Origin of the sequence: Maledivibacter sp. (assembly GCA_025210375.1) — a bacterium.
In the GTDB taxonomy this organism is placed as follows: Bacteria; Bacillota; Clostridia; order Peptostreptococcales; family Caminicellaceae; genus JAOASB01.
Genome location: JAOASB010000004.1, coordinates 113,615 through 126,351 on the forward strand (window position 1 = coordinate 113,615; position 12,737 = coordinate 126,351).

13 protein-coding genes and 1 riboswitch are annotated in these 12,737 nt (G+C 33.1%); all 13 genes read left to right on the forward strand.

The genetic code is table 11. The annotated features are described in order from the left end of the window. Positions 1–91: 91 nt before the first annotated feature. A complete protein-coding gene (locus tag N4A68_01540; GenBank protein MCT4563002.1) occupies positions 92–874 on the forward strand; it encodes an undecaprenyl-diphosphate phosphatase in 783 nt (260 codons plus the stop codon). Between the two features lie 322 nt (positions 875–1,196). Further along, entirely contained in the window at positions 1,197–2,645 is a 1,449-nt protein-coding gene (locus N4A68_01545) for an ABC transporter substrate-binding protein (GenBank protein MCT4563003.1), read from the forward strand. A gap of 13 nt (positions 2,646–2,658) precedes the next feature. Beyond that, a complete protein-coding gene (locus N4A68_01550) occupies positions 2,659–3,498 on the forward strand; it encodes an ABC transporter ATP-binding protein (protein MCT4563004.1) in 840 nt (279 codons plus the stop codon). Further along, positions 3,499–4,233 carry an ABC transporter permease gene (locus N4A68_01555; GenBank protein ID MCT4563005.1) on the forward strand — a complete coding sequence of 245 codons (735 nt, stop codon included), beginning with the start codon at positions 3,499–3,501 and terminating at the stop codon, positions 4,231–4,233. Positions 4,234–4,293: 60 nt separating this feature from the next. Beyond that, positions 4,294–5,442 carry a DUF362 domain-containing protein gene (locus N4A68_01560; GenBank protein MCT4563006.1) on the forward strand — a complete coding sequence of 383 codons (1,149 nt, stop codon included), beginning with the start codon at positions 4,294–4,296 and terminating at the stop codon, positions 5,440–5,442. 76 nt (positions 5,443–5,518) lie between these two features. Further along, complete coding sequence (locus N4A68_01565; GenBank protein MCT4563007.1) at positions 5,519–6,445, forward strand: DUF362 domain-containing protein; 927 nt, start codon at positions 5,519–5,521, stop codon at positions 6,443–6,445. Between the two features lie 292 nt (positions 6,446–6,737). Then, on the forward strand, positions 6,738–7,199 hold the full coding sequence (locus N4A68_01570; protein MCT4563008.1) for a chemotaxis protein CheX: 462 nt from the start codon (positions 6,738–6,740) through the stop codon (positions 7,197–7,199). Positions 7,200–7,204: 5 nt separating this feature from the next. Then, on the forward strand, positions 7,205–7,675 hold the full coding sequence (gene trmL, locus N4A68_01575) for a tRNA (uridine(34)/cytosine(34)/5-carboxymethylaminomethyluridine(34)-2'-O)-methyltransferase TrmL (GenBank protein MCT4563009.1): 471 nt from the start codon (positions 7,205–7,207) through the stop codon (positions 7,673–7,675). A 117-nt stretch (positions 7,676–7,792) separates the two neighbouring features. Further along, complete coding sequence (locus N4A68_01580) at positions 7,793–9,451, forward strand: Na/Pi cotransporter family protein (protein ID MCT4563010.1); 1,659 nt, start codon at positions 7,793–7,795, stop codon at positions 9,449–9,451. 161 nt (positions 9,452–9,612) lie between these two features. Then, a complete protein-coding gene (locus N4A68_01585; protein MCT4563011.1) occupies positions 9,613–10,452 on the forward strand; it encodes a DegV family protein in 840 nt (279 codons plus the stop codon). 22 nt (positions 10,453–10,474) lie between these two features. After that, on the forward strand, positions 10,475–11,317 hold the full coding sequence (locus N4A68_01590) for a DegV family protein (protein MCT4563012.1): 843 nt from the start codon (positions 10,475–10,477) through the stop codon (positions 11,315–11,317). A 132-nt stretch (positions 11,318–11,449) separates the two neighbouring features. After that, a riboswitch (glycine riboswitch) is annotated at positions 11,450–11,552 on the forward strand. Positions 11,553–12,025: 473 nt separating this feature from the next. Beyond that, on the forward strand, positions 12,026–12,415 hold the full coding sequence (locus tag N4A68_01595; GenBank protein MCT4563013.1) for a GrdX family protein: 390 nt from the start codon (positions 12,026–12,028) through the stop codon (positions 12,413–12,415). A 76-nt stretch (positions 12,416–12,491) separates the two neighbouring features. Next, the coding region (locus N4A68_01600; protein MCT4563014.1) for an FAD-dependent oxidoreductase at positions 12,492–12,737 on the forward strand (246 nt) is incomplete at its 3' end.

Sequence of the window (12,737 nt, forward strand, 5' to 3'; positions counted from 1 at the left end):
ATAGCATTGTGACATTTTTGATAGTTGTAAAATGTACTTTTAATTAATATACTTATAAAGTAAATCTTAAACCATAATTCGGAGGTATGAAATGATAATCAAAGCAATTATTCTAGGAATTATTGAGGGTTTAACTGAGTTTTTACCGGTTTCCTCCACAGGACATTTAATTATTGCGAATAGGTACTTGAATTTTACAGGGAGCTTTGCTAATGCCTTTGCAGTAGTTATTCAAGTTGGAGCTATATTTGCAGTAGTGCTTTATTTTAAGGATAAAGTGTTCCCAGAGTTTGGTAATAAAAGAAGAATGGCAGAGTATATATATCTATGGACAAAGGTAGTAGTTGGTGTTATTCCGGCAGTAATTTTGGGATTGTTATTCGATGATTATATTGAAGAACACTTCTTTAATCCCACTACAGTTGCAGCGGCTTTAATTTTTGGAGCTATTCTGTTGCTTTTAGGAGAAAGGGGTCAAAAAAAAGCAAGGGTGATATCTGAAAAACACATTTCATATAAGCAAGCCTTTATAGTAGGTATAGCTCAATGTATGGCACTTTGGCCAGGAATGTCACGTTCAGCATCTACAATAATCGGAGGACTATTTGTTGGATTTTCAAGAAAGGTTGCAGCAGAATTTTCCTTCTTCCTAGCTATTCCAACACTAATTGGAGCGGCTATTCTAAAGCTATTCAAAATGGGTTTAGACTTTACAAGCTACGAATGGCTTGTATTAGCAGTAGGAACCTTTGTTTCCTTTGTGGTGGCATACTTTGTTATCGCCTTCTTTATGAACTATATAAAAAAGAGAAAGCTGTCACCCTTTGCATACTATAGAATAATTCTTGGGATCATAGTTTTATTAGCAGTATAGATTAAAAGAGTAAAAAGTGTCTAGAGACGCTTCAGATTGTTGACCAAGTCAACAAGATGGCAGGCTGCCTAACAATTCGAAGTTCGAGGTGTGCTGAAACCGAGAGGCCGTAGCGTATACAGACATACGTAAGGGTTCTTGGCCTAGGCAACAACGAAGAAATTCGGGTTTGTCAACAGCCTGAAGCGTCTAGGGGCGCTTTTACTTTTCTAAACATATAGACAAGATTTTGGATCTAAAAGAGAGACTACAAAACTTGGAACGTAGAACCTGCAACTAAAATACGTCCATAGACCCATTTGACTTGGAGGATAGAATAGAAATGAAAAAAATTAAACTAAGAACTCTAATTATGATTTCCTTATCGGTTCTAATAATACTTTTTGGGGCTCGTCCTTTTTTAGAGAAAAAGCTTGATAAATTAGATATTTTTGATAATGGAGAGTATTTAGTTAATTTTATTGATAACTCAGATGTTAGAATTAAAATGAATAGCTATGCTAAAAGAATTATTTCTCTTTATCCAGCACACACAGAGAATTTGTTTTCTTTAAATTTAGATAAGGAGATTATAGGGGTGAGTAAAGCTGATAACTTTCCCTTAGGAGTTCTCAAAAAGAAAACCTATGATTACGAAGGTGATCCTGAAAAAATTTTGGGGGCAAATCCAGATTTAGTTTTAATTACTCCATTTATTGAAAAAGAAAATCCCGGGTTTGTTAAAACCCTAAGGAGAGCAGGAATTAATGTTGTTTCTTTATACCCAATGGATTTCAAAGATTTTTCCCATTATATAGAGACGTTAGGCATACTTACGGGAAAGAAAAATACAGCAAAGATATTAGTACAGAACTTCAATGGACAAATACAAGAAATCGAAGCAATGACTAAGGATATAGACAATAGAGTCAAGGTGTTTTTAGAGACATCTGAAATAGAATATGACACAATACTTCCTAACTCCTTTGCCGCAAAGGCTATGGAACTAGCTGGAGGAACTAATATAGCAGGAGATGCATCAAAGGTAGATGATAGGGTTCCAATTGCTTCTTTTGGCAAAGAGAAGCTTCTAGATAATGCAGATAATATAGATATCTATCTATCCCAAAGAGGGGGAACCTTCTCTGGGGGAAATACTCACTCCATATTAATAAGACCTGGCTTTGATAAAATAAAGGCTGTTAAAAACATGGATATTCATAATATCCACGAGAGACTTGTATTTCATCCTACCTTAAGATACATCAAAGGAGTTAAGGAACTTTGCAGAATCTTTTATCCAGAAATCTTTGATGATATAAATCCTTATGCCTCTGAAAATTACATGCCACGAGGATTGCTGGCAGAAGTCCTAATAAAATATGCCCATAAAAGTATTTTTGTGCCTACATCAAAATATTATAAAGGTGAATATGAGGTACATGTATACGGATTTTTTGAGGACGTGCCATTAGATCACGAGAGATTTGATTTTATTGAAACCGCTGTTTTAGCTGGATACATTGATAGCTTCAAGGTTGATGATTTAGAAATGTTTTATCCTGAAAAACATGTAACTCGGGATGAACTGGCTAAGGCGGTTTACCTTTTAGGGGATATATCCAAGAAAAAATTTCATAAACCCATAAAGGATTTGGATAAAATAGAAAATAAGAAAATAGTACAAGCTTTAGTGGATAATAGCATATTTGAGCTTAAGGATGGATACTTTTATCCTAAGGAATATGTGAGTATAAATGAAGTTATAAGAGTTCTTTATAAATTACAATAAGGGGGATATGGCAATGATAGAAATAAAGGCTGTTAGCAAGAGCTATGGAGACGTAAAAGCCGTAGATAACGTATCCCTTACTATCCCTAATGGAACTTTTATGGGGCTGCTTGGGCCTAATGGAGCAGGTAAAACGACCTTAATAAGAATGCTTCTTGGATTGATAGACAACGATGAAGGAAGAATAATGATTGCTGGAAAAGATGTTAGTAGGGATAATAATAGCTTGAAAAAAGAAATCGGTGTAGTCCCTCAGCATATTAATTTAGATAAGGAATTATCCGTAAAAGAAAATCTAATGTTCTCGGGAATGTTATATAAAATGCAGAGAGCATTAATAAAAGAAAGAGTAGATGAGCTACTGGAAATCATGGGACTAGTAAAAGCTAAGGATAGGGTTTGTAAGCATTTATCTGGAGGAATGAAAAGAAAGCTTATGATAGCCAAGGCGTTGATACATGATCCCAAAATTATTTTCTTAGATGAGCCCTCAGTGGGGATAGACCTAAAGGCTAGAAGAGAGATTTGGGATATATTAAAAAGAATGAATAGTGAAGGTAAAACCATGCTAATGACAACCCATTATATTGAAGAAGCAGAATATTTATGCGGTAAAGTCTCTTTAATGAATAACGGGAAGATATTTTATTGTGATACACCTGGTAATTTGATAGAAACAATAGGAAGATATACTGTAGAATATTTTAAAAACTCCTTGGAAACAAAATTTAGGTATTTTAAAACCTTAGAGCTTGCTAAATACTTTGCTAATGAAATCAATGATAAATATACCATAAGAGATACTACCCTAGAAGATGTCTTTTATAGCTTTGCAAATAGGATGGTGGAATAAGTGGAAGTATTAACGATTTTATGGAGAGAATATGTATTTTTCAAAAGACGATTTTGGAAAATTACCAGTGCTTTAATTATATCGCCATTATTATATATTATAGCCTTTGGATGGGGAATAGGTGAAAATTTAGTTGTGGAAGGCAGTAGTTATATGTATTATATTATACCGGGGATAGTAGCACTAACAACGATGCGGTCAAGCTTTGGAGCCATATCCATGCGTGTTAGCGTATCAAGATTACACGAAAAAAGCTTCGAATACTATCTCATTTCACCTATTAGCATGTATATGCTTACATTAGGACATATTTTATCTGGAGCCCTAAGAGGTATGTACTCAGCCCTCATTATACTTTTAATATCCCTTGTTTTTGGTATTGTAATCAAAATAAACTTTCTTTTTATATTTATTTGCTTTCTAAATAGTTTATTATTTGCAGGCTTAGGTTTCTTTGCTGCCATGATGATAAATACCCACTATGATATGAACAGGTTTACAAGCTTTATTATAAATCCCATGTCATTTTTATGTGGAACTTTCTTTTCTTTAAGAAAAATGCCCTATATGATTAGAAGCTTCATTGAATTTTTACCCCTCACACATTCCACAAGAACGCTAAGAGCTATTGCTTTAAATGGAAAAGTGGAAGGGTTTTCGATTTTGATAATTATTGTATACGTTATAATTTTTTATATATTAAGTGTAAGGGTATGCTATGAAGAAGTGGTGTAAATGAACTAAAAATGTTTAGAGATTTAAAAACTAAAATGGATAAGAGGGTGAGTACTGTCTATGGAAAAGGTTTCATTAGTAAGATGTGAGGATTATAAATATGATTTAATAAAAAAGTCAATGAATGAAAGCTTCAAAAACTTGGGTGGGATTAGTCGGTATATTAATCCTGGAGATAGGGTTTTGCTTAAACTTAATTTACTGATGAAAAAAAGACCGGAAGAAGCAATAACTACACATCCTATGTTTGTTAAGGCATTGGCTGAAATATTAATAAAGCACGGAGCAGAGGTTATCATTGGAGATAGCCCCGGAGGACCCTTTAACGAAAATATCTTAAGAGGAATCTATAAAGTTTGTGGTATGGAGGCTGTAGCCAATGAAGTAGGAGCTAAATTAAATTTCAACACTAATTCAATGGATATTAAAAATGAAGATGGTCTAATTTTAAAGAAAATAAGAGCTATTGAGGTTCTAAATCAAGTAGATAAGGTTATATCGGTATCAAAATTAAAAACCCATGGAATGATGATGTTTACAGGTGCTGTAAAGAACATGTTTGGCATAGTTGCAGGACTTGAAAAAGCAGAGTACCATGTAAGGATGCCAGAGGTTTATGACTTTTCAAATGCTTTAGTAGATATATGCCTAGCTGCAAAGCCAGTTCTATCCTTTATGGATGGTATAATTGGTATGGAAGGTGCTGGTCCCAGTGGGGGTGACCCCAGAAAAATAGGGGCAGTCATAGCTTCTTCCAGTCCCTATCACTTGGATGTGGTAGCTACTTCTATCATAGGTCTAAAGCCTACTAAGGTTCCTACTATAGAAAGATGTGTAGAAAGAAAATTATGTAAGGGCAATCTAGAGGATATAGGATTAGTAGGCGAAGGTATAGAAAAGTTTATAATTAAAGATTTTGTAGTTCCAGAAATAAGAAGCTTAGATTTATTAGAAGGAAAACTTCCAAAATTTTTAAGAGATATTATAAGTGGACTAATGCAGCCTAAACCAGTATTTATTCATGAAAAATGTGTGGGGTGCAGGGATTGTGCAAATAATTGTCCTCCAAAGGTGATTAAAATGATCGACAATAAACCCGTGGTGGCGTTAGATGGATGTATAAGGTGTTTTTGTTGTCAAGAGCTGTGTCCAGTAAAGGCTATTGATATTCACCGTCCATTACTTATGAAGCTGTTGGCAAAGTTGTAAGACTATGATTGTATATAAATAACGACAATAATAAATACTATTATCATAAGAAATTTTAGGTGGTGATAGTGTGAAGATGTACAGAAGGATAAAAACACCAATTGTGGCTATAATGAAGGATGAAAATGAAGAAGATTCATTAACCAAGGCTTTAAACCTACTTCCCATGGAAGAAATTATAAAGGCTGGAGATATGGTGGTAATAACGCCTAATTGGGTAAAGGATAAGCCTCCAAATACGGGGACAGTGGTAGGACCAAATACTTTACAAAGACTTATCAGGTATATTAAGGGCTTTAAACCGGCAAAAATTGTTATTGCTACTGGTTCTGGAGGTGATCCAACACCTACAGTTATGAAATCAGTAGGGTATGACAGCATAATTAATAAAGAAAAGGTTGAATTTATCGATTTAAACTTTGGGCCCTATTCAAGCTTGGTATTAAATCACCAATATATACATGAAACTCAAATAAATAGCTTGATCGACAATATGGATGTACTCATTTCTTTTACCCAGCTAAAACATCATGAAGAGGCTGCTATGAGTGCAGGAATTAAAAACATAGCACTTGGATGGCCACCCGCAGAAATACATGGGTTTCCTAAGAAAAAACTGGGAATACACGAGGATTTACATGGTTTTATAGTATCAATGGCAAAAAAAATACCTATAGATATAACTATTGTCAGTGCTGATAAAGCTATGATAGGTACAGGTCCTTCTTCAGGCATATCCGTAGATAGTCAAGGATTAATCCTTGCTGGTACAGACCCCGTTGCTGTAGATACCATCGCGGCTAGATTTCTTGGTTTCTTACCACAAGCCGTTTATTATTTATACATGGCATATAAGGCTGGTATTGGAGAAGCTAGACCAGAGAATATGGAGCTTAGAGGAATAAGTTTAGAAGAGGCAGAAAAACATTTTAGCTTGTCAGCTTATAATAAAGAAATAGCTATAGATGAAGTATCAATAAAGGATATTCATGGTAGTCAATAAATTAAAATATCTACCTAAATTCCTATATTAATTTTATATTAAGGTTGTTAAATTCTTTTAATTAGGGTATTAATATATTAGTTTAATTGAAATTCACATCATTTCTGAGATTTTATGATATAATATCTTATGATCTACTCAAGATGGATAAGAACTTTGAATGATTGAAAACAAAAGATGTAAGGCGTAAAGAAGATATAATAAAGGATCATGACTAAATTTTATTATAACACTAGATAAGCTTGGTCATTTTCACTTAAAAGAATGAATAATATTTATTGGAGGGATATAGTTGAAGGCTGAATACATAAATCCATTTATACAAGCTAGTAAAGAAATTTTAACACAAATGACTCATATGAATTTTCAAGTAGGAAAACCAACTCTTAAATCGTCTCCATTTGATGCTAATGATATTATCATTTTAATTGGGATAACGGGTGATATTAAGGGACAAGCTATTCTGAGTTTAGATGAGGCTATGGCATTAAATGTGGTATCAAAAATGATGGGCGGAATGGAAATTACTATGCTAGATGATATTAGTAAAAGTGCATTATCTGAGCTTGGCAATATGATCCTAGGCAATTCAGCTACACTACTATTTAATAGTGGGATAAAAGTTGATATTACTCCTCCGACCCTAATGATCGGGAATAATTTATCTGTTTCATCCAACCAGATGGAAGTGATAAGTGTACCCCTAATAGCGGATGAATCTGTAATTGAGCTTAATATATTTATAAAGGAGTAATTTATATGGCAATAAACCTAGTACTTTATCAACCAGAAATACCTCAAAATACAGGGAATATAGCTAGAACATGTGCTATAACGGGGAGTAGATTACATCTAATAAAACCATTAGGATTTTCCATAGACAATAAGCATTTAAAAAGAGCTGGATTAGATTATTGGAATCTATTAGATATCAGTATTTATGAGAACATAGAAGAGCTTTTCTCAAAATATCCAGAAGGAAACTTTTATATTTCCACTACAAAGGCAAGGAAGAATTATTCTGATGTAAAATATGTGGATGAATCCTTTATAATATTTGGCAGGGAAACTGCTGGGCTTCCTAAAGAAATTCATGAAAAGTTTAAGGAGACTTCTATTAAAATTCCTATGATCAATAATCCAAAGGCAAGATCTTTAAATCTTTCTAATTCCGTTTCTATAGTAGTGTACGAAGCTTTACGACAGCTTGAATTTCTAAATATGCTTTAACATGTACTTGGAACTCTCTATAAAATCAACAAAAAATCAACTTTAATTTTACATTTAACATAGATTTAACAAAACCCTGTGTCGAATATTGTATCATATATAATGTGTTTTTAATATATGTATAAAAATGTAGAAAAAGGAGGTCGACACGTGGAAGTAGCTTTTGGTCTTATTGGGGGATTAGGATTATTCCTATATGGAATGAATGTTATGGCTGCGGGACTAGAAAAATCTGCTGGGGATAAACTGAAAAGATTTATTGAAATATTGACTAGTAATCGTATTATGGCTGTAATTGTTGGAGCCCTTGTAACAATGGTTGTACAAAGTAGTAGTGCTACAACAGTAATGGTTGTAGGTTTTGTTAATGCAGGTGTTATGAAGCTTACTCAAGCAGTAGGAGTTATTATGGGGGCCAATATAGGGACAACTATTACGGCACAATTGGTTTCATTTAAATTAACTAAAATTGCTCCCGTTGCCGTAGGAATAGGTGTTGGAATTTGGATATTTTCTTCCAATAGAAAGGTAAAGACTTTTTCTGAAATTATTATAGGTTTTGGTATATTATTTTTAGGTATGGATATGATGAAAAATGCTGTAGAACCATTGAAGGGATATGAAGGCTTTACAAATCTTCTTCGCAGCTTTGGAAATGATAATATATTTGATAAGACTTTGGCGATTTTTGCTGGATTTGGTATAACGGCTATCTTGCAAAGTAGTAGTGCCACTACCAGTTTGCTTATTGCGTTAGCTAGTAAAGGCTTATTACCTATATCTTCAGCTTTTCCAGTATTGTTAGGTACCAATATTGGGACATGTGTTACTGCAATGATTTCCAGTGTTGGAGCGAATAAAACTGCTAAGAGAGCAGCTTTAGCCCATTTATTATTTAATGTAATAGGTACTGTGCTATTTGTTATATTCTTGGCTAAGCCTACTTTATGGGCGGTTACTAAATTATCCGTTGCACCTGAAAGACAATTGGCTAATGCCCATACATTGTTTAATATTGCAAACACCCTACTATTGCTTCCTTTTGCTTCATTACTGGTATATGTGGTTAATAGAGTTATACCCTATGATCCAGATGAAGAAAAGGAAATTCAAGGTATTAAATATATTGATGATAGGATATTAGAAACTCCATCAATTGCAATTGGTCAAGTTATTAAAGAAGTATTGCATATGGGAAATGTTGCCTTAGAATCCTATAATAGCTCTATAAAGGCATTCTTTGAAAAAAGTGAAAAACATGCTGGAGAAACCTTTAAAGTTGAAAAGATTGTTAATGAAATGGAGAGGGAAATCGCAAGCTATCTATTAAAGGTATCCAATACTGAGGTCTCTTCTAAACAAAGGGAAATGATTGAAGGATTATTTAATACTATCAATGATATAGAAAGAGTTGGAGACCATGCCGATAATTTAGCAGAGCTTGCTATGTATAGAATAGAGAATAAATTGAACTTCTCTGATAAAGCATTAGAAGAACTAAGAACTATGCATGAACGAGTAGTTAAATCATATAAAGAAGCATTGACTGCCTTAAAGTCAGGGGATATACAAGCAGCTCAAAGAGTTATAGAAAGGGAAGGCGAAATAGATTTAATGGAAAAAAATCTTCGTGCAAATCATATTGGAAGATTAAATAAACAACAATGTATCCCTGGATCGGGAGTAATATTCTTAGATATTATAAGTAATCTTGAAAGAATTGCTGACCATGCATCAAATATAGCTTTGGCAGTTATGGATTACAATAGAAAATAGCTATTGTTGATATTGGCAAAGAATCTAAGACAAAGGATTCTTTGCCATTTTTAGTTTGATCTCAATAAATCAACTGGTTTATTCTTGTGTAATTTAACAATAAGTTGTAATATTTTTGCAAGAAAAATTACGTGCTATAATAGTTGTTGAAAGGTGATAAAATGGGAATAAAGATATTGACAGATAGTGTTGCCGATGTCCCAGATAAGCTTGTTGCGGAATTAGGGATTGAAGTAATGCCTTTAACCGTAAATTTTGAAGATGGATCATATAGGGACGGAATAGAAATTACAAAGGATCAGTTTTATGCTAAGCTTTCTAAGGCTCAGAAACTGCCTACTACTTCTCAAATAACTCCTGGAGAATTTATTAATGTATTTGAAGCTTTCACAAAGGAAGGTAATGAAGTTATTGCTATTTTAATGTCGGCTAGACTTAGTGGAACCTATAATTCAGCCGTAGTTGCTAAAGATTATTTAGATAAGGAAAATATTACAATTATTGATTCGGAATATGTAACGTTTCCCCAGGGCCTTATAGTTATAGAAGCCGCTAGGATGGCATTAAAAGGATATTCTAAATCAGAAATTATTGATAGAGTAAATTATATGAAAAAAAATATGCAGTGTAAGTTTATCATTGAGGAGATAGAATATTTAAAAAAAGGTGGGAGACTTACTCCTAGCCAAGCTTTGATTGGAAAACTATTAAATATAAAACCAATTTTAACTATGAAAGACGGAGAATTGATATATGATAATAAGGTTAGGGGTAAAAAAAAGGCCATAAAGTGGGTAATAAATTGGATTGATAAGAATAATTATTACTTAGAAGAAAAAACCGTTGGACTATTTCATTCAAATAGCTACGATTTTTTAATGGATTTGCGTAAAGAATTAATTTCTAGTATAGATATCAATGAAATTATTGAAACCAAGGTAGGGGCAGTAGTAGGGACCCATGCTGGACCAGGATGTATAGCCATCGCCTTTGTAAAATAACAAAATATTTGGGAGTGAGATTATGATTAAAACTAAATTGATTGCCGATAGCTTGTCTGATATTCCTAAAACTATTGCTGATAAGTTTAATATATCAGTTTTGCCTTTAACTATTAGGTTTAAAGAAGAATATAGGGATGGAATTGATTTGACGCCCGATGAGTTTTATAAAAAATTAGAAGAATATGATGAAATTCCTCAAACATCCCAAGTAACACCGATAGCTTTTAAAAATGCAATTGAAGATGCCTTTGATGAAGGCTATGATAATATAATTATCATTAATGGATCCGGTGGTGTGAGCGGAACCCACCAATCTGCATTGATTGCCAAGGAAGAGGTGGGGAAGGATAATATATATGTTTTCGATTCAAGATCCCTTGCCTATGGATGTGGTATGATTGTTGTTGAAGCAGCAAAAATGGCTTTGGAATCTAAACCCTTAGATGAAATTCTCCATAGAATAGAAAAGATGATAGAGGGTGCCCAACAGATTTTTTCTGTGGACACTTTAAAATATTTACATAAAAATGGTAGACTTAGTACCGGGAAAATGGCTTTAGGAACTTTGTTGAATGTAAAACCAATTTTGGCTATTGTCGACGGCAAGGTTGAGCCCATTGATAAAGTCAGGGGAAACAAAAAATTACATAAGGGTCTAATAGAGCTTTGCAAACAAAAAGGTTTGAAAAGTGGTATGCAGATAGGTTTAGGCCACGCTTCAAACCCCAAGGGACTATCGAAGCTCAAGGAGCTAATAGAACAGGAGATTAAGCCATCAGAGATTGTGGTAACAGATGTTGGCTGTACAATTGGAACCCATACTGGAGCTGGTGTGTTAGCAATTTATTTTATTTCAGAATAATTTAAGCAAAAATAAAAAATATAAATTTGATTAATAATGTTATTGTAAATCTTTTATCAATGTTATATAATGATTATAAGAAAAAGTAATGAAAAATCTTAAAGCATTCTAAAAATTAATATATTTTACTGGATGAAGGGTTCGGAAGAGAGTCATTTTAATGGCCGCCGAAGGTATAAATTGTAATGATGCCCATTACAGCTAAATTCTCAGGCAAAAGGACCGTACCTAGACAGTACTCTGGAAAGCTATTTTTAGCACCGAAGGAGCAATTTCATCTCTGAAAGAATCTCTCAGGTATAAGACAGAGGAGCAGTTGGCATATGTTTATTTGCCATTGCTCCTTTTTTGTGTGTATAGTATTGAAGATTATAGTCTATAGCTTATGATATTAGAATCACCATAACTTATTAAAAATTTTTATAATTTTCTTGTGGATGTTAAAAATAATATTAACCGCAGTAAATTTGTTATTTTTTTATCGATGCGATAGTTAGAATTGATTTATATTAAATATATACATTAGTGGGTATAAAATGAAAAAATATAATTAAATGAGTAAATTGCATAATTATCTTCTGTAGAAATTATCTATTATGTATGTTTTTAGAATCTGAAGAGGCATATCCATGGATTATGTAATTCTTCAAAGTGATTATTATGTAATTTTCTCAAATAAGAGTGTAAATTACTTTTGGGGTGAGAAATTTGAAAAAAACAATAATAACCAATAATGTTTTAGTCAATGATAAATATAATGGCAAAATGGATATAGTATATCTAGATGATTTTAGCTATCTAGATGTACTAACATTTGTTAGGGATAAGGTACATAAAGGACACCAGCTTTTGACCCATCCTTTATCCGGTAGTGTAAAGCCCAATGAAACACCCTATAAGTCCGTTGTAATAAGCATAGATGAAGGAAGCTTGGACATTGAATCCTTAGAAATAATAGAGGAAAGTATTAATGTAGCTAAAAAATTTATTGATGGTAAAAAAACTCCAAAATGGACTGAAGAAATTTTAGACGATTTTAAACTTATTGATTTCAACTTAATAGATGGAGCCATTCAAAGTATGAATCAGTTCTATTAATTGAGCAAATTGTATAATTATGATCCTTAATTAAAAATTATTAAAAATATTAATTAAATAATAGGGAGGTTTTAAAGTGGAAAATGTATATGACATTATAATAATTGGATGTGGACCAGGTGGTCTTGCAGCGGGATTATATTCTGCCCGTGCTAAAATGAAAACCCTTATCTTAGAAAAGGGTAAGACAGGTGGACAGATTGTGACTACAAATGAAGTAGCTAACTATCCTGGATCAGTTAGAGAAGCCACTGGACCAAGTCTTATAGCGAGAATGGTAGAGCAAGCTGAAGAATTTGGAGCTGAAAGAAAAACAGATGCA